General features: G+C 66.0%; 19 protein-coding genes. 5 read left to right on the top strand and 14 right to left on the bottom strand.

What is annotated here, in order from left to right; all coding sequences use genetic code 11:
* The first annotated feature begins 21 nt into the window (after nt 1-21).
* Complete coding sequence (locus P9A17_RS22900; protein ID WP_278041024.1) at nt 22-924, top strand: alpha/beta hydrolase; 903 nt, start codon at nt 22-24, stop codon at nt 922-924.
* Nucleotides 925-939: 15 nt separating this feature from the next.
* Here the strand turns inward: P9A17_RS22900 and P9A17_RS22895 are convergent, their stop codons facing one another.
* Complete coding sequence (locus P9A17_RS22895; RefSeq protein ID WP_278041065.1) at nt 940-1650, bottom strand: FCD domain-containing protein; 711 nt, start codon at nt 1648-1650, stop codon at nt 940-942.
* 124 nt (nt 1651-1774) lie between these two features.
* On the opposite strand from P9A17_RS22895, the gene P9A17_RS22890 reads away from it, so the two are divergent.
* Both P9A17_RS22890 and P9A17_RS22885 read left to right on the top strand, forming a co-directional pair.
* A complete protein-coding gene (locus P9A17_RS22890) occupies nt 1775-2290 on the top strand; it encodes a gluconokinase (RefSeq protein WP_278041023.1) in 516 nt (171 codons plus the stop codon).
* A gap of 54 nt (nt 2291-2344) precedes the next feature.
* On the top strand, nt 2345-3775 hold the full coding sequence (locus tag P9A17_RS22885) for a GntP family permease (protein WP_278041022.1): 1431 nt from the start codon (nt 2345-2347) through the stop codon (nt 3773-3775).
* A 5-nt stretch (nt 3776-3780) separates the two neighbouring features.
* On the opposite strand, the gene arr is transcribed toward P9A17_RS22885, so the two are convergent.
* The 7 genes from arr to P9A17_RS22850 form a co-directional block, all read right to left on the bottom strand.
* Complete coding sequence (arr, locus tag P9A17_RS22880; RefSeq protein ID WP_278041021.1) at nt 3781-4209, bottom strand: NAD(+)--rifampin ADP-ribosyltransferase; 429 nt, start codon at nt 4207-4209, stop codon at nt 3781-3783.
* Between the two features lie 158 nt (nt 4210-4367).
* Nucleotides 4368-4595, bottom strand: a complete 228-nt coding sequence (locus tag P9A17_RS22875; RefSeq protein ID WP_278041020.1) for a hypothetical protein — start codon at nt 4593-4595, stop codon at nt 4368-4370.
* Nucleotides 4596-4691: 96 nt separating this feature from the next.
* Nucleotides 4692-5291 (bottom strand): hypothetical protein, encoded by a 600-nt coding sequence (locus tag P9A17_RS22870; protein WP_278041019.1) that lies wholly within the window; start codon nt 5289-5291, stop codon nt 4692-4694.
* Between the two features lie 60 nt (nt 5292-5351).
* A complete protein-coding gene (locus P9A17_RS22865; protein ID WP_278041018.1) occupies nt 5352-6818 on the bottom strand; it encodes a sodium:solute symporter in 1467 nt (488 codons plus the stop codon).
* Between the two features lie 15 nt (nt 6819-6833).
* Nucleotides 6834-8432, bottom strand: coding sequence for a thiamine pyrophosphate-binding protein (locus tag P9A17_RS22860; RefSeq protein ID WP_278041017.1), 1599 nt, complete (start codon nt 8430-8432; stop codon nt 6834-6836).
* The gene (gene speB, locus P9A17_RS22855; RefSeq protein ID WP_278041016.1) at nt 8432-9379 is read right to left on the bottom strand and encodes an agmatinase; all 948 of its coding nucleotides are present in this window, start codon (nt 9377-9379) and stop codon (nt 8432-8434) included. Before speB ends, P9A17_RS22860 begins: the two co-directional genes overlap by 1 nt.
* Entirely contained in the window at nt 9376-11025 is a 1650-nt protein-coding gene (locus P9A17_RS22850) for a cytosine permease (protein ID WP_278041015.1), read from the bottom strand. Before P9A17_RS22850 ends, speB begins: the two co-directional genes overlap by 4 nt.
* Before the next feature lie 129 nt (nt 11026-11154).
* On the opposite strand from P9A17_RS22850, the gene P9A17_RS22845 reads away from it, so the two are divergent.
* Nucleotides 11155-12054 (top strand): Lrp/AsnC family transcriptional regulator, encoded by a 900-nt coding sequence (locus P9A17_RS22845; protein ID WP_278041014.1) that lies wholly within the window; start codon nt 11155-11157, stop codon nt 12052-12054.
* Here the strand turns inward: P9A17_RS22845 and P9A17_RS22840 are convergent.
* The 4 genes from P9A17_RS22840 to P9A17_RS22825 are packed head-to-tail and all read right to left on the bottom strand — an operon-like array spanning nt 12041 to nt 15020.
* Nucleotides 12041-12481, bottom strand: coding sequence for an SRPBCC family protein (locus P9A17_RS22840; protein WP_278041013.1), 441 nt, complete (start codon nt 12479-12481; stop codon nt 12041-12043). The genes P9A17_RS22845 and P9A17_RS22840 overlap by 14 nt on opposite strands.
* Nucleotides 12482-12518: 37 nt before the next feature.
* A complete protein-coding gene (locus tag P9A17_RS22835) occupies nt 12519-12881 on the bottom strand; it encodes an SRPBCC family protein (protein WP_278041012.1) in 363 nt (120 codons plus the stop codon).
* Between the two features lie 25 nt (nt 12882-12906).
* Complete coding sequence (locus P9A17_RS22830; RefSeq protein ID WP_278041011.1) at nt 12907-13686, bottom strand: hypothetical protein; 780 nt, start codon at nt 13684-13686, stop codon at nt 12907-12909.
* Nucleotides 13686-15020, bottom strand: a complete 1335-nt coding sequence (locus P9A17_RS22825) for an FAD-binding oxidoreductase (protein WP_278041010.1) — start codon at nt 15018-15020, stop codon at nt 13686-13688. The genes P9A17_RS22830 and P9A17_RS22825 overlap by 1 nt, the downstream gene beginning before the upstream one ends.
* Before the next feature lie 67 nt (nt 15021-15087).
* Here P9A17_RS22825 and P9A17_RS22820 point away from each other — a divergent pair, with 67 nt between their 5' ends.
* On the top strand, nt 15088-15780 hold the full coding sequence (locus tag P9A17_RS22820; protein ID WP_278041009.1) for an IclR family transcriptional regulator C-terminal domain-containing protein: 693 nt from the start codon (nt 15088-15090) through the stop codon (nt 15778-15780).
* Nucleotides 15781-15846: 66 nt separating this feature from the next.
* Here the strand turns inward: P9A17_RS22820 and P9A17_RS22815 are convergent, their stop codons facing one another.
* Nucleotides 15847-16506, bottom strand: coding sequence for an O-methyltransferase (locus P9A17_RS22815; RefSeq protein ID WP_278041008.1), 660 nt, complete (start codon nt 16504-16506; stop codon nt 15847-15849).
* A 41-nt stretch (nt 16507-16547) separates the two neighbouring features.
* Complete coding sequence (locus tag P9A17_RS22810) at nt 16548-17000, bottom strand: PPOX class F420-dependent oxidoreductase (protein WP_278041007.1); 453 nt, start codon at nt 16998-17000, stop codon at nt 16548-16550.
* Nucleotides 17001-17025: the final 25 nt, after the last annotated feature.

Genomic DNA, 17025 nt, shown 5'->3' with positions numbered 1-17025 from the left:
AGCGCTCACGAGAGGACCCTCATGTCGATCCTGTCCAAGCCCCGGGTGGCCGACACTCTTGCACGCATCTTCGCCGCCACCGTCAACCCGACGCCGAAAGAGGGGGTCCGCTTTCCGGAAATCGTCTGTCGCACTGAGGCTGCCACTGTTCCCAGCCGATTCGGCAACGTCGCAGCCACGGTGTACCACCCACCCGAGACGGATTCCCGGCCCGCTGTCTACGTGAACGTGCACGGCGGTGGATTCGTGGTCGGCCACCCGGAGCAGGACGACCCGTGGTGTCGATACCTGGCCACCCGCGCCGGCATCGCGGTCATCAATCCCGACTACGTTCTCGCGCCGAGTCACCGGTTTCCCGCAGCGCCGCAACAGATCTATGACGTCGTGTGCTGGGCGGCCGGTGTCGATCACGAATGGGACGGCAGCCGGTTGTGCGTCGGGGGACAGAGTGCCGGCGGCAACCTCAGCGCGGCAGCAGCCCTGATGGCACTGCGGCACGGCACACCCCGCATCGCCCTACAGGTACTGCATTACGCGCCGTTGGACCTCGTGACACCGACCAGGGACAAGACCTCCACAATCGGTGGCCGGGCGGTCTTGAAACCGTGGATGGGTGAAGTTTTCGACACTGCGTACATTCCCGACCCTGCGCAGCGACGGGACCCACTGGCCTCCCCGGCCTGGAGCCAGGCCTCCGACCTCGCCGGAATAGCACCCGCCCTGATCGTGACCGCCGAGAAGGACCGGCTTCGTGACGAAGCACGCAGGTACGCCGACGAACTCGACGCAGCCGGTGCCCTGCGGGAGTACTACGAAGTGCCCGGCGTCGATCACGGCTACAACATCATGACGCACGCGACCGAAGTGACACGCACGGCCTACGATCACATCGTCGGGCATGTCATCGGCGCCACCGCGAAGTGATCGACCGACCGAAAGTCATTCCCGGCCAGTCGAAAGCGCCGCCGCAGCCGCCTCGTCGATGATCGCCCGCATCGCGCGCTCGGCTTGATCCTCCTCGCCCATCCTGATCGCGCGCGCGACATCGTCGTGCAACGCGATCGCCGCAATCTCCGGCCGGTCGGGCATCAGGCCGTGATGCGTTCGGCCGGCGAGCACTTCGGCCACCACACCGTTGAGTGCGCGGAACATCTCGTTGCCGCTGGCCTCCAGGAGCGTTTGATGGAAGATCTTGTCCGCCAACAGATATGCGTCGAGATCGCCGGTTCTCCCATGTACGGCCATATCGGAGACTGCAGCCGCCATGATCCGGCACTGGTGCGGGTTCGCCCGACGCGCAGCCAGTGCCGCCGCCGCAGGCTCGAATCCCCTTCGCAATTCCGACAGCGACAGAAGCTGCGCCGCCCGGTCACCGTCGTCGAGCCTCCACCGGATGATACGAGGGTCGAAAACGTTCCACTTCTCCGCAGGCTGCACGGTGATCCCGACACGGCGACGGGACTCGACCATGCCCATGGATTCGAGCACGCGAATCGCCTCACGGGCGACGCTACGCGACACACCGTGCTCGGCGCTCACGCCGTCGAGCGTGATGACCCGGCCTGCCGGATACCGGCCGGAGACGATCGCTGACCCCAACGCAGCCAACAGGCCGCCGTGCAGGGCGCCGGTTGTCAGCGGATCGGGCATGGATAAATCATGCCAGACGTGCAGGTTGCCGGTTAGAGAATATCTATTACGTCTGGATTCTTGCAATCGTATGACTATTGCGGCATGCTGTGTGACGCCACACACAACAGGGTAGGTGCAGCACATGTCATCACCGATCGTCGTCATGGGGGTCTCCGGCTCCGGTAAATCGACCGTTGGCGCCGCTCTGGGCCAGCGTCTGCGGGTCCCCTTCGCCGATGCCGACGACTTCCATCCGCCGGCCAACATCGCGAAGATGACGGCCGGCCATCCGCTGAATGACGACGACCGATACCCGTGGCTGGAGGCCATCGGAGAGTGGTTGGCGCGTCATCGCGACGGCGGAGTGATGGGTTGCTCGGCCCTCAAACGCAGCTACCGCGACCACATGCGCCGGCATTGTCCCGAGGTCGAATTCCTCTATCTGGCAGGATCACCCGAGATCATCGGCAGGCGGCAGGCCAGCCGGCCCGGACACTTCATGCCCGCATCGCTGCTGGCATCCCAATTCGAGACGCTCGAACCCCTCGAGTCCGATGAGCGCGGCATCGCCATCGATGTCGATCGCAACATCGACGCCATCATCGAAACCTACGTCACATCAACGAAAACCGACGCAGGAGAACAGGAGAACCGATGAGTCCGGCATTCACCACGTACTCAGCCGACGACCCTTCAGCGAACAGGAGCCATCGTGGAGGCAATTGATCCGGCCCACGGAACCGCCACGCTGCTGCTGATCGCCGCGGGCGCCGTCGCCGTCCTGCTGTTCCTCATCATCAAGGTGAAACTGCACGCCTTCCTCGCCTTGGTTCTGGTGAGTGCGCTGACAGCTCTGGCCGCCGGCATTCCGGTGGCTGATGTCCCCAGTGCCCTGACGTACGGGTTCTCCAACACCCTCGGGTCCGTGGCCCTTCTCGTGGGTTTCGGGGTCATGATCGGCCGTCTGCTCGAATTGACCGGCGGGGCACAGGTTCTCGCCGATACTCTGATCAGCCGATTCGGCGAGAAGCGGGCACCTCTCGCGCTCGGTGTCGCAGCGCTGCTGTTCGGCTTCCCGATCTTCTTCGACGCGGGCCTGGTCGTCTTCCTCCCGATCATCATGACCGTCGCGCGGCGCTTCGGCGGATCAATCCTGCTGTACGCGTTCCCCGCTGCCGGAGCCTTCGCCGCGATGCACGCCCTGGTACCGCCCCACCCCGGCCCGGTCGCAGCCGCCGAGGCCCTCGGCGCGAACATCGGCCTCACCCTGCTGATCGGTGTGCCGGTAGCCATCGTGTCGTGGTACGTCGGTGCGTATCTGGTGTCCCAGGTGATCGGGCGCCGCGTGTACGTCGATATTCCGGCATCGATCTTCGGCGAGATGAACGGTGGACGTGACGTCGCCGACAGTGAAGGGGACGTCGGCGCGGATGGCAAGCTGCGCACCGCGACTCGGACGGCGCCGTCGTTCGGGACGGTGCTCGGCGTGCTGATGTTGCCCTTCGTCCTCATCTCGTTCAACACGGTGCTCGACACCCTGATGACGGCCGGTGTGATCGAAGACGGCGCAACGTGGGCAGAGTATCTCAAGCTGCTCGGGAACACCTCGATCGCGCTGCTGATCACGGTGATCGTCGCGACGTTGGTGCTGGGATTGCGCGACCGCTCGATGGCCGACGTCACCGACATCCTCGACAAGGCTCTCGGCCCGATCTGCGCCATCATTCTGATCACCGGTGCGGGCGGCATGTTTGGAGGTGTGCTGCGCCTCAGCGGTATCGGCGATGCGCTGAGCAGCTCGCTGTCGAATCTAGGTATCTCGCTGATCCTTCAGGCGTTCGTCATTTCCACGTTGCTTCGTGTCGCCCAGGGCTCGGCGACCGTCGCCTTGACCACCACGGCCGGTCTCCTCAGCGCCGCAGTCGCCTCTGCAGACCTGAGCAGCGTGCAGCTCACGGCATTGGTGTTCGCGATTGCGGCAGGCGCCACCGTGCTGTCGCACGTCAACGATTCGGGTTTCTGGTTGGTCAGCCGGTTCTTCGGAATGGACGTCAAAACGACGCTGAAGACGTGGACGGTGCTGGAGACGACACTGGGCCTCAGCGCCTTCGCACTGAGCCTCCTGCTGTGGGCGGTCGCCTGACGCGCTCAGTCGTAGATGACGTCGAGTCCCTTGCGCCTGAGCTCGGCGAGACCATCCCTCATCGATTGCAGCTGTTCGTCGGAATGTCCTACCCAGTCGGTGATTTCGCCGACGATCCGTACCGGCTCCCGAGTCCGGTACGAACGGGTGGGATTTCCCGGCATCTTCTTGTCGGTGACGTTCGGATCGTCTTCGACCGCTCCGAGCGGCTCCACGATGAAGACGTGGCCCCGGCCGTCGCCTACCGCCATCTCGGCTCCCCAGACCGCGGCGTCCAGGGTCTGCGTCACGTAGACGTGGTTCATCACCCGTCCTTTCTCGTAGTTGGACTGGCGCCCCGGCACCAGGAGGTCACCGACCGACAGATCGGCTTTGGTCCCGTGAAGATAGGCACCTGACGGATGGACTTCGAACGGCTTAGGTGATTGCGGCACAACGGGATTGTGGCCTGCGACCGGGGTCTTGCCGCAAGACCCCCTGCATGCCATAAAGTGAGAGTGGGACGCGAACTGTTCCCATTCCCCCGAAACGAGAAAGGCGCCCGACTTCGCGGGCGCCCTTCCTCGTGGTGACTGTATTCAGTTGGGGACGTTCAGTTGCGCACGGACGTATCGACGTGCGGCACCCTCACCTGCGGGTACAACCTGTTCAGCCACGGATTGTTGCTGTCGCTGCCGTATCCGTAGTTGAAGCCGTATCCGGGTTGAACACCAGGGCTGCCGAACACCGGGCCGATGTCGGCCTGCGCCGATCCGGCGAACCCGATCAGGGCCGCGGTCATGGCTCCCGCGACGGCTCCCAGCAATCCGATCTTCTTCACGGCTCTCGCCTCTTTCCTCTTACCGATCCTGTCGCGGGCAGAACTGCCGCAACACCACGTGAAACCGGAGGAGGGGTCGATTGATTCCATCGACGCTCAGATGACCTCTGTGATCTGCCCGGTGACGTCGGCGCGTACCTGCTTGCTGCTGCGCTCACCGTCGACGTTGATGAGCATCAACACGCTGTCGTCGAAGGGCAGGTTGCGTTGGATGACCAGGCTCGAGACCTCCCCGTCGGGAATTCCGCTGGCGGTGACGGCTTCGTCGACGGCAGACGCGATGACGCCGGCGGGAACCTCGTCGATGGAGAACAGATTCTGGCGCAGCGCCTCGGTGTCGTCGTCGTAGTCGACCGGACGCGACGGGCCGACGGTGCCCGCGGTGAAGCTCCACTGGTTCAGTTCGGTGGGGGCGGCGGGATCGACGGCCTGCAGCGTCAGGGTCCCGGGGACGACGACCACCTCGACGACCTGCAGGGGCTTTCCGCCTGCCTGTTCCGCGATTGCCGAGTAGGCGGCGTCGATGCCTTCCGCGGTGAACGGGTCACCCGACGCGGCATCGGCGCTTTTCTCCATGACCATTTCGGCGACGTCGGTGGCTTGGCTCCTGAGATCGGCGACCTGCGAGCAGCCGCTCAGCACCCCGGCGGCGATGGCTGCAGCAATCAGGGCGATGCCGAAGCGGGTGGTGTTCATCTGGTCTCTCCTGGTATCCGGTCCCGCTGTGGTGGGGACGCCAGGAAAGAGTGCTGCGGCCTACCCGCTACCGATCACAACTTCGTCGCGCCCCGCCAGCCGGTCGTCCCACACCTGCAGCACCTCGGGCGACGTCCGCGGCGTCATCAGGCTGACCCCGACATAGACGAGCAGGCTCGCGCCGAGGCCGTAGTAGATCGGCTCGTTGGCCAACACGTCTCCGACGACGAACATCGTGCCGAGCGTCACGACGGTGCCGACGCCCATCGACCACAGCGCACCGGCGCCCGTCGCGCGCTTCCACAGGAAGCCGCCCAGAATCGCGACCAGCAGACCGCCGACCAGGATGTCGTACGCGATGGTCAGCGCGGCGACGACGTCGTTGAGCAGTGCCGCGATCACGATGACGACGATGCCGAGAACGACGACGTACATCCGGTCGGAATGCACGTCGCGTTCCGCGTCGTCAGCCTCCTCGGCAGGCCGGCCAACCAGCCTGAGCAGCAACGGCTTCACGTCGGTGCGTGCCACCGTCGCCGTGGCGATCAGTGCACCCGATGCAGTCGACATCATCGCCGCCACCGCCGCCGCGAGTACCAGGCCGCTGATACCGACCGGCAGGATCGTCTCGGCGATCTGGGCATAGACGTCGTCACTGACCTCGACGTCGGGCAGGAACGTCGACGCGGCCATACCGATCACCGCACCGGCGACGCCGTACAGCACGCAGTAGAGCGCCGCCGTCGTGCCACCCCACTTCGCCACACCTGGTGAGCGCGCCGTGAACACACGCTGCCAAATGTCCTGTCCGATCAGCATTCCGAAGCTGTACACGACGAAAAACGTGATGATCGTGGGCATCCCGATGGCACCCAGGTCGAACACCGCGTCACCGGCCCGTTCGCGGATTCCCGCGAAACCGCCGGCCTTGCTCAATGTGAACGGCAACAGCAACGCGAAGATGCCGATGGTCTTGAGGATGAACTGCACCATGTCGGTCAGCGTGATCGACCACATGCCGCCGATCGACGAGTACAGCATGACGATCGCTCCGCCGATGACCACCGACACCGTGCGGCTGGTGCCGAAGAGGACGTTGAACACCGTGGCGTACGCGATCGTCGACGTCACCGACAGCATCAATGTGTAGGCCACCATGACGATTCCGGACGCCGAGGTGGCGTCGACCCCGTACCTCAGGCGCAGCATCTGCGCGACGGTGTAGACCTTGAGCCGCTGAATGCGCCCCGCGAAGAACAGGCTCAGCGCCAGCAGGCCGACAGCGATCGCCACCACCAGCCACATACCGGAAATGCCGTACTTGTAGCCGAGGCCGACGCCGCCGACGGTGGACGCGCCGCCGAGGACGACCGCGGCCATGGTGCCGGTGTAGAGCGTCGGGCCAAGGCGGCGTCCTGCGACGAGGAAGTCTGCCGAATCTTTCGTTCGCGTCTTGCCCCAGAACCCGAAGGCGAGCATGGCGAGCAGGTAGACGACGATGATGACGATGTCGAGTGGCTTGCCCATGACGGGCCTCCTGTGTCAGGTGGGTGCGAACATCTTCAGTTGCGCGGGAAGCACGACGACGGCGGGGCCGCGCGTCGCGAACGTGCCGGCGATTGCTTCACCGACGCCATCGAGCGTCACCCGTTGCGCGGGTACGCCGAAACTTGTTGCCAGAGCGACGAAATCGGGGCGTGCAAGTTCGGTGGCTGTCGCCTGACCGAAAGCGCCCGTCATGTACTCGCGCAGGATTCCGTAGCCGCCGTCGTCGACGATCAGCCAGGTGACGTCCGCGTCGTGCTGACGTGCGGTCGCCAACTCGGCGATCGAGTACATCGCGCCACCGTCCCCGGACACGGCCAGCGTGCGCTGCCCTGATCCGATCGCGGCGGCGACGGCCGCGGGAAACGCGAAGCCGAGCCCGCCGGACCCCTGCGCTGAATGGAATCGGCCGTCCCGCGGATCCCATGCCGACCACGCCCAGTACCCGGCAATCGTCATGTCCCAGAATGTCTGTGCCGCAGCGGGAACCGCGACCCGCAGATCACGCATCAACTGGAGTTCAGTCGCGACGCCCTCCCCGGCCAGTCGCGTCTCGACAGCCGTTCGCAGATTACGGGCCACCGCGGCGCCGTTTCCCGAGCGCTGGGTGACGTGCTTCGCCAACGCAGTCAACGTGAGGGCGGCGTCGGCGTGGATCGCCAGCGCGGGGTGGTTGGCCTCCAGCACCCGCCGCTCGGCATCGACATGGATCAGCCGGCCCTTCGGGGCGAACGAGAAGTAGTTGGACGTCACCTCGCCCATCGCGGTGCCGACGACGAGCAGCACGTCGGCGTCCTCCAGCAGTGTGGTGGTGTGGCGGTCCTCGATCCACGACGCTGCCGACAGCGGGTGGGAGAACGGGATCGCACCCTTCCCGCCGACCGTTGAAATCACGGGTGCGTCAAGCAGTTCCGCCAACGTCACCAATGCCTCCGGCCCACCGGACGACCGGCGCACGCCGCCGCCCGCAAGAATGACCGGGCGTCCGGCGGACTCCAGCAGAGCGGCGGCGGTTGCGACGAGCTCGTCACGGGGAGGCCGAGTGGCCACGGTGGTCACTACCGACTCGACGGGGGGAACCGTGGTCGGCTCCTCCAGCACGTCCTGCGGGATCTCCACCCACACCGGGCCTGCGGGCGCGGACCGCGCCAGTGACCACGCATCGGCGAGAAGCGAGGGGATCTCTGCCGAATTACGCGCCGTCGCGGTACTTTTCGTGACGTTGATGGCACTGCGCTGCTGATCGTCGAGTTGGTGCAGCATGCCGCGTCGCAAACCGAGCCCGGACCGCGGCACCTGGCTGGCAATCACCAGGAGCGGCACCCCGGTGGCGTAGGCCTCCTGCAGCGCCCCGAGCGCCGTCAACGCGCCCGGGCCGGTGGACAGGAAGAGCACCCCGACCTCGCCGGTGGCGCGGGCATAGCCATCGGCCCCGAACGCCGAGTTGTTCTCGACGCGCGAGCTGATGAACGTCAGGTTGCTGCGCCGGATCGCGTCGAACAACGCGAGCGCGTTCTGGCCGGGGATGCCGAAGACATGCGAAACCCCGAGTGCAGTCAGGGTTTCGACCACGACGTCACCCCCGTTCCTGGCCATCAGGAAGACTCCTCGCACCGCATCGCCAGCAGCGACACCAGGTCGTAGGCGACATGTGAGGCCGCCACTCCGGTGATCTCGGCGTGGTCGTAGGCGGGCGCCACCTCGACGACGTCGGCGCCGACCAGATTCAGACCCCTGAAGCCGCGCAGGATTTCCAGCAGCTCGCGACTCGTCATGCCGCCCGCTTCGGGCGTTCCGGTGCCGGGAGCGTGCGCTGGGTCGAGCACGTCGATGTCGATGGAGACGTAGACGGGCCGGTCACCGAGACGGTCCCGCAGTTTGTCGACCACCTCGCGCACACCCTGGTAGTAGACGTCGGAGGACGTGACGATGCCGAACCCGAAGCGGCGGTCGTCCTCGAGGTCCTTCTTGCCGTACAGCGGCCCGCGAGTGCCGACGTGCGACAGAGCCTCGGTATCGAGGATGCCCTCTTCGACCGCCCGGCGAAACGGCGTGCCGTGGGTGTACTCGGCGCCGAAATACGTGTCCCAGGTATCCAAGTGGGCATCGAAATGCACGAGTGCGACGGGGCCGTGCTGGGCGGCGGCCGCGCGCAGCAGCGGCAGCGCGATGGTGTGGTCGCCGCCGATGGTGACGAGTTTCGTGCCGCCCTTGGTCAGGTCGGCGGCGGCGCCCTCGATCGTCTCGATTGCCTCGTGAATGTTGAACGGGTTGACCGCGATATCACCGGCATCGACCACCTGGGCGATCTCGAACGGCGACACGTCGAGAGCCGGGTTGTACGGCCGGATCAGTCGAGAGGACTCCCGCACGTGCGATGGGCCGAACCGGGCGCCGGGCCGGTAGGACACCCCGGAATCGAACGGCACGCCGACGATCGCGACATCGGCCCGCGGCACCTGATCGAGCCGCGGAAGCCGGGCGAACGTCGCCGGTCCGGCGAACCGTGGGGTCTTCGACGCATCAACCGGGCCGAGTGTCATGCGGGCACTCCTTCTGCGTTCTCGGGATCGACGGAGGTGATCGGGATGCCAGCCGGCGGTTTGGCGGGAACGAGCCGCGGCCCGTCGGGGCCGTAAGCGTCCTCGGGTTCGGGGAATGCGAAGAGCAGTGCGGGGTACAGGATGGCGGCGAGACCGAGCCCCACCGGGATGGAAAGGTCGATACCGTTCGCGAGATCGCCCAGCGGACCCACGAATTGGCCCGGCAGGTTGACAAAGCACAGCGACAACGCCGCCGACAGCAGCCAGGCACCCAGCCCGCGCCAGTTCCAGCCGTGTGCGAACCAGTACCGGCCGCCGCGTTGCCTGCGGTTGAACACCTGCAGGGAGTCCGAGTCATACCAACCGCGACGCACCACCCAGCCGATCATCATCACGACCATCCACGGTGCGGTGCAGGTGACGATCAGCACCGCGAACGTCGAAATGCTCTGCACGACATTGAAGGCGAACCGTCCGACGAAGATGAAGATGATGGCCAGCGCGCCGATGAAGACCGTCGCCTGCACCCGGCTGAAACGCGGGAAGACGCTGGAGAAGTCGAGGCCCGTGCCGTAGAGGGCGGTGGTGCCGGTGGACATGCCGCCGATCAGCGCGATCAAGCACACCGGCACGAAATACCAGCCGGGCGAGACGTCGAGCAGACCGCCGATGTAGTTGCCCTCGTCGATGAACTGCGGTGCATTCGTCGCCACCACCGCGGCGGTCACCAAGCCGAACAGGAACGGCACCAGCGTGGCGAGCTGTGCGCAGAACGCCGCGGCCATCGACTTCCACGCCGGTGTCTCCCGCGGGATGTAGCGAGCCCAATCACCCAGGAAGGCACCGAAACTCACGGGATTCGACATGACGATGAGCGCAGCCCCCACGAAGGACGGCCAGTACAGCGCGTTGGTCGCGGCGTCGGCGTCGGGCCCGAAGATGCCCGGGTACCCCGGATCGAACGTGCCGCCGAACGCGACGATGCCCAACAGGAACAGCACGGTGGCCGCGACGACCGCAATCTTGTTGACCAGCAACATGAAACGGAAACCGTAGATGCACACGACGAGCACCAGCAGCGCGAAGATGCCGTAGGCGACGGCCACTGCCGCGTTACTGTCCGGTAGTCCTAGCGCGCGATTGGCGCCACCGACCAGCACATCGCCCGACGTCCACACCGAGATGGAGAAGAACGCCACAGCGGTCAGCAGCGATAGGAATGATCCGACGACGCGGCCGTGCACGCCGAGGTGTGCCGACGAGGACACCGCATTGTTGGTGCCGTTGCGGGGACCGAACAGCGCCATCGGTGCCAGGATCGCCGCGCCGACCACGACGCCGAGCAGCGTCGCGAGCAGAGCGTCACGGAACGACAGCCCGAAGATGATCGGGAAGCTCCCCAGCACGACGGTGGCGATGGTGTTGGCACCGCCGAACGTCAACCGGAACAGATCCAGCGGACCCGCGGTCCGTTCGCTGTCAGGGATCGGTTCGACGCCGTGGACCTCGACTTCGGTGACCTTCGGCGGCGGCGCGAATCCCGGCGTCCCAGCGTCCATGACGTCCTCCGGCGGTTCGGGGTTGTGGTGCGCATCACCGTAAAACCGCACGGTGCTGCGTGCAAGCAGTTCGTTCGTTACGACCACGTTTCCGATCACGATGTGCCGATCACTGCTGGACAATCCGTTATTAATTGCGCTTTGATGGCGCTGAGGCGACTGATACGCCGCGTCGGCGCGACCGAAAAATCTTCCCGCCAATTTCCGGAGGACCCTGTGGACGAGCTCGACGAGGCCATCGTGGAGCTGCTCGAAGTCGACGGTCGTCTCACCCATCGCGAGATCGCGCGCTCTGTCGGGCTCTCCCGATCGGCCGCCGCCGCGCGGGTTCAGCGGCTCCTGGCCACCGGCCAGGTGATCATCCGCGGAGCGGTCCACCCCGCCGTCCTCGGCCGTCCCGTCCTCGCGCACGTCGGTGTCGTCGTCCACGGCCCGGCCACGCCCGTCGCCGCCCACCTCGCGCGCCGCGACGACGTCCCGTTCTTGTCGTTGACCAGCGGCCAGCACGGCCTTGTCGCAGAGATCCGGTCCGCGTCGCCGCGCGACATGGACCGCGCCGTGTCCGAACTCCGTGCGTTGCCCGGTGTGTCCGGAGTGGACACGCTCTCCTACGTCGAGGTGGTGCGCGACGTCATCGGCCCTGTCGGAGATGTCAGCACCGACCTCGACGACACCGATTGGGCGCTGCTGCTCGTATTGCAGGGCGACGGCCGGACTTCCTACGTGGACCTGGCCGGGAAGGTCGGGTTGTCCCCGGCCGGGGCGCGGCGACGGGTCGTCCGTCTGATCGAGACCAGGGTGATCCGCATCGGCGCCGTGGTTCGGCACTCCGGTCAGGATCGGCAGAGCGCCATGGGTTTCGGCATTCGCCTCGGCGGAGACCACCACGACGTGGTCACCGCACTCACCGCCATGCCGTCGGTCATCTTTGTCGCACGCACACTCGGACGGTTCGACGTCCTGGTTACGGTGCGGGCGTTCTCGGCCGCCCAGCTTGTCGGCGTGCTCGACACGGTGCGCGCATTACCGGGCGTGCGGGCGTTGGAGAGCTGGGCGCACCTCGACGTCGTGAAGGAGAGCTACGCGTCGGGTCTCAACATCGTCACGACTGCTTGACCGACAGCACCCGCTTCCGGAGGCCCTCGGTGGCCGTGTCCATCAAGCCTTTCGCACCCTTTTTCACCAGGAATCCGGGCAGCGGGACCATCAGGTCGACGGTGAGGTCGAACGTCACGCGCGTGCTGTCGCCCTCGGGCGTCAAGGTGTAGCGCGCCTGCTGCGCCTTCTGCTGACTCGACTTCACCAGCGTCCAGCCGACCCCGTCGTCGTAGACGTCGAAGTCCAGAATCTGTTCGTCACTCACACCGACGATCTTGACGACCTGGCGCGATCGCTTCGGACAGCCCTGTTCGTCGCGTTCCAGAATTTCGATCTCTTGATGCGCGGAGGACCATTCGGTCAGCGACTCGAGGTCGTAAAGCACGGCGAGGATCTCGTCGGGTGTCGCCTCGATGACGATTTCGCGCTTCTCAGTGACGGCCATGCCGCATATGTTGCCGCCACCAGCGAGTTCAAAACTGCTAAGCCATGGCCTCGATCCGGCGCAGGGCAATCGCGAGCACCGGAAGGTACGCGGGCGCCCAGAGCGGAGCGCTCATCCAGAGCCGGCAACCCGATTCGAGGGGTTCGACGCCGTGCCGGGTGGCGGGCACACCGGCGACGTTCCACGCCCACATCCGACCTGGGTCCAGCTCGGTGATGGCGAACGGCAGCGGCACCCCGACGGGTGTCCACACGGTGCCCGCGGCACCCACTTCGAATCCCGCACCGGCGAGTTCGGCCTTGGCTACCGTCGGACCCCACCGCGGCCACGCGTCGAGATCGGTGAGGATGTGCCACACCGTGTCCGCGGGCGCGTCGAGTTTTCTGTCCACCGTCCACATGGCCGGGCGTATACCCGCCGGCGCGTCATCCCAATTTGGCGTGAATCGCGGGCAGGAGCCCGGCCAGGTGGTTCATCTCCTGTGCGCAGTGCACCATCAGGTCCCGCGGGTCCGGCAGCTGACGGCCGGCGATCGGGCGAACGACCGTGTTCGCCAACAGGTTTCCGTGTCGCACCCTGACATACGGTCCACCCATCCAGAATCTCGACCGCATCTCGGCGCCGGCTGGCGTCGCGCGGACGTGGTGGACGAACCAGCCGATGTCGACAGGTACGTCCGACGATCCCAGCCGGGCGCACACCGCGACATCGCCACCGAGCCTGTCCTGCAGCAGGCCCATCTGCTCTGGCGGGATGAAGCGGATCGCGGCCTTCGCGTAGGCGGAGCCGAGGTACTCCTCGATCAGCGAGGTGCGGCCGACGTAGCTGCCGTCGCCGCCATCATCCTCCCATCGCGCCGATGCGTGGGCGCGGGGATGCCACAGCTTGTACCGGCGGGTGTCGCTGCCGTGCCAGCCGAACCACCAGTCCCACATCTGTGGGGTGACGCCGGGCATGTCGGTGCGGACCGAAACCTGGAAACCGCCACTGCGCAGATATCCGTAACCGTTCTCTGTCTGGTGGTATCCACCATCGAGAAGCTCTGCTGCACAGTCGAATCCGAGCAAGACCTGATCGGCTTGTGGCCCGTGGTGCAGGGCATCGACGACATGGCCTGGCAGAACGGCCATCGCGGGGTGGAAGAACTCGCCGAACTCGGTGTCCGCGTCGTCGCCGCGATATCCGAGATAGGACCGCCCGGCCATCAGACCCGCCCCATCCAGCTGTGGAAGCGGCCGTCCGGGTCGTACTCGGCCCGGACCCTGTCCAGTTTGTCCATCGCTGCGGGACTCGCGAACGGCGCGGGCCGGTTTCCGAGGTTCTCGTCGGCGAGCTGGATGCCGCTCTGCAGGTGCTCCATCGATGCCATGTTGGATCGAGCCCAGTCGCCGTACTTGTCGTCGTCCGCGGGGTCTTCCCAGACCCCGTAGAGCGCAAGGTAGATCTCGTCTTCCAGGCTGTAGGCCATGTCCTGACGCTGCGGGGACGGACCCCAGTTGAGCCACAGGAAGTGCGACGGATGCGGCGGCATCGTCTCAAGGATCCGGGTGATGCCCGGCATCAGCTCGTCGGCTGACGCATGCGTCCAGATGTTGTCGGCCGTATAGCGGTGTGCGTCAGGGTAGTTGCTCATGATGCCCGTGTACCAGGTCTCCATATCGGCGGGCGCGTACGGCACGGCGGCGATGGCCTTATCGCGCACCGGGCAGGTCTCCAGCAACGCCAGCGCGTCGACAGCTTCTTGCTCAGAATCGGCGAACACTGGTGAGGCGAAGACAATTCCGGGTGTTTCGAGGCCCATGGCCGGAACCGACTGCGACGCCGCGATCTGCAGCTCAACCTTCCGGTCCACCTCGGCGCTGATCGACCTCGCCCACGGGTAGATCTCGTCGGCCAGTTCCATCGGGTAGACGTAGAGGCTGCTGCCGCAGACCGCCGGCTGCTTGTAGAGCTTGAGATGGAACGCTGTGACGACCGCGAAGAAGCCCGGCCCCGATCCCCTTGCCGCCCAATAGAGATCAGCGTGGTGGTCGGCGTCGATGTGGAGCTTCTCTCCGTCGGCGGTGACGACGTCGAGGCCGATGACGCTTTCGCAGGCCGGGCCGAGGACGCGACTGTTCCAGCCGTATCCGCCCTGCAGCAGGTATCCGCCGATGCAGACGCCCTTGCAGTGCCCGGCCGGGAAGAACAGGCCGTGCTCCTCCAGGATGGCGGCGAGGACGCTGCCGCCCATACCGGGGCCCACGACCGCGGTGCCGGCATCGAGGTCGATGTCGCAGTCGTTGATGTCGTGCATGTCGAGCAGGACGCCCCCGTCGCGCACGTGGTTGCCCGCCCAGCTGTGCCCGCCGGATCGGATTCCGATCTTCAGATCTTCCTTCGCCGCGTACCGAACCGTGGCCACGACGTCGTCGACGTCGGTGGCCTGCACGACCAGATCGGGGTAGCGCTGTGGCGTCCGCGCGTTCCATACGGTCTTGCTGCGAGCCGATTCGTAGCCGTCGTCGTTGCGAAAGTAGTAGCGCTTCGGCAGATCCATCTCACCCTCCGAGAGATTCGCATATCGGATCTTGTTGGTCCGTCTAGCGGATCAATATAGTGACGGGGTGGCGGCGACGGACGAGAACGGACAAATTGACGGCAGCGACGGCCGAGACGACGGGCTGCAGGTCCTGCGCCGCGCGGCTGCCGCGCTCGACGAGATCGCCACGGCGCCGGGTCGCCTGCGCCTGGTCGACCTGGGAGCCAATCTCGGGCTCGCCAAATCGACAGCCCGCCGACTGCTCGTTGCCCTGGTTGACACCGGTTTCGCGGCAGTGGACGACGGCGGACGCTACCGGCTCGGCGATCGCCTACTCGGCCTGACGAGCGCGGACGGATCCCATCTCGCCGCGCTGCTGCGGCCGACCATCGAGCGGGTTGCGGCGGCCACCGACGAGACGGTCGATCTGTCGGTGCTGCGCGGCAGGCAGATGTGGTTCATCGACCAGATCGAATCCGCCCACCGGCTACGCGCAGTGTCGGCCGTCGGCGAACGTTTCCCCCTCGACGTCACGGCCAACGGCAAGGCCGCACTCGAGCTCCTCGATGACGCTTCGGCGACGATCTCGAACATCACGTACGACCGCGATGAACACACCGCCGGAATCTCCGCCGCCGGCATTGCCGCGCGCCTTGCGACCGGCCACATCGTTGCGATTTCGGTGCCCGCGCCCACGGAGCGGTTTCGGGCCAACGAATCGTCGATCGTCGATGCGTTGCGGGACGCTGCGACAGACCCGGTGTGGACTGCCGGATGACGATCAAGCGGCGAGGCACGAGCCGCGTTGAGGAATCCGGCGAGGTGGCTCAGTTGACCAGGGCTGTCACACGACCAGGGCGACGGCGAAGCCGTCCCAACCCTTCGTCCCGACGGTCTGGATCGCGGCGCTGTCCAGCCGAGGGTTGGCGCCCATCATGTCGAACATCGCGCGCACGGCCTGTGCCTGCTCGTCGCCGGGGCTCGGGTCGAGCACCCGCCCGTTGCGGGCGATGTTGTCGACGACGATGACGGTGCCGGGCCTGCCGAGCTTGATCGCCCACTCGACGTAGGCGACGTTGTTCTCCTTGTCGGCGTCGATGAACACGAAGTCGAACGGCTCGCCATCGGCCAGTCCGGGCAGCGAGTCCAGGGCCGCGCCGACGCGAATCTCCACGCGCTCAGCCACTTCGGCGCGCTCGAGGTTCTGCCGGGCGACCTCCGCGTGCGCGGGTTCGTATTCCAGGGTGACCACTGCGCCGTCGGGTCCGACCGCGCGCGCCAGCGAGATCGTGCTGTATCCGGCGAGCGTGCCGATCTCCAGCACGCGGCGAGACCCGGACATCCGCACCAGCAGCGACAGCAGCGTGGCGTGCTGGGCGGAGACCTCGATCGCCGGCATACCCGCGGCGTCGGCGGCTTGCCTGGCGGCCCGCAGCGCGTCGTCCTCGCTGTGCAGCACGTCGGTGAACAAGTTGTCGAGCGAAACCCAGTCAGGCGATGTCACGGTGCCGACGTTACGCCCGCCTCACCGCACGCCCTCTTTCGTCATATCGGTGTTCCGATGGACGTCGTTTTCCCTGTGTGCCACGGGCCTACGCCGGAGACGCGAGTGATGACGACGGTGATGAGGAGTTGTCCGCCGTCGTCGCCCTCGAAGCTGGTCCCGCCGGTGTATTTGTAGAAGAGTCGATCCAGAAACTCTTGGCCGTGGTGCGGGTCGTCATCGATCGTTGCGACCCCCTCGATGAGAAGGTGCCGCAGTAAACCGTTGTCTGCCTTCTGATCATCTTGTATCGACAGCACACAGGCGGGGTCCTTGCGGAGGTTCTTGCCCTTCACGCGCCATGGCGGTGTCGCGAATTGGATCTGCCCGTCATCGGTGATGTCGATCCAGATGAAAGACACGTGCGGACGACCGTCGGGTCGCATCGTCACCAGATGAGCACCCGGCCGGGCCTCGATGAGTGCGCGAGCATCTGGGTGCAGGTCAAATGCCATGGCTTCTCCAACGCACGTCGGCAGT

The sequence above is a fragment of the Mycobacterium sp. 236(2023) genome, from assembly GCF_029623955.1.
Lineage (GTDB): Bacteria > Actinomycetota > Actinomycetes > Mycobacteriales > Mycobacteriaceae > Mycobacterium.
The sequence above is the reverse complement of the archived record's forward strand: the minus strand, read 5'-3'. Positions and strand labels throughout refer to the sequence as shown.

What these genes read in the sequence shown, in the direction of transcription:
- P9A17_RS22900 (WP_278041024.1), top strand. Translation starts at nt 22, where the DNA reads ATGTCGATCCTGTCCAAGCCCCGGGTGGCCGACACTCTTGCACGCATC.
- speB (WP_278041016.1), bottom strand. Translation starts at nt 9,379, where the DNA reads ATGACACTCGGCCCGGTTGATGCGTCGAAGACCCCACGGTTCGCCGGA.
- P9A17_RS22860 (WP_278041017.1), bottom strand. Translation starts at nt 8,432, where the DNA reads ATGGCCAGGAACGGGGGTGACGTCGTGGTCGAAACCCTGACTGCACTC.
- P9A17_RS22840 (WP_278041013.1), bottom strand. Translation starts at nt 12,481, where the DNA reads ATGGCCGTCACTGAGAAGCGCGAAATCGTCATCGAGGCGACACCCGAC.
- P9A17_RS22830 (WP_278041011.1), bottom strand. Translation starts at nt 13,686, where the DNA reads ATGGCCGGGCGGTCCTATCTCGGATATCGCGGCGACGACGCGGACACC.
- P9A17_RS22825 (WP_278041010.1), bottom strand. Translation starts at nt 15,020, where the DNA reads ATGGATCTGCCGAAGCGCTACTACTTTCGCAACGACGACGGCTACGAA.
- P9A17_RS22870 (WP_278041019.1), bottom strand. Translation starts at nt 5,291, where the DNA reads ATGAACACCACCCGCTTCGGCATCGCCCTGATTGCTGCAGCCATCGCC.
- P9A17_RS22835 (WP_278041012.1), bottom strand. Translation starts at nt 12,881, where the DNA reads ATGTGGACGGTGGACAGAAAACTCGACGCGCCCGCGGACACGGTGTGG.
- P9A17_RS22810 (WP_278041007.1), bottom strand. Translation starts at nt 17,000, where the DNA reads ATGGCATTTGACCTGCACCCAGATGCTCGCGCACTCATCGAGGCCCGG.
- P9A17_RS22890 (WP_278041023.1), top strand. Translation starts at nt 1,775, where the DNA reads ATGTCATCACCGATCGTCGTCATGGGGGTCTCCGGCTCCGGTAAATCG.
- P9A17_RS22895 (WP_278041065.1), bottom strand. Translation starts at nt 1,650, where the DNA reads ATGCCCGATCCGCTGACAACCGGCGCCCTGCACGGCGGCCTGTTGGCT.
- P9A17_RS22865 (WP_278041018.1), bottom strand. Translation starts at nt 6,818, where the DNA reads ATGGGCAAGCCACTCGACATCGTCATCATCGTCGTCTACCTGCTCGCC.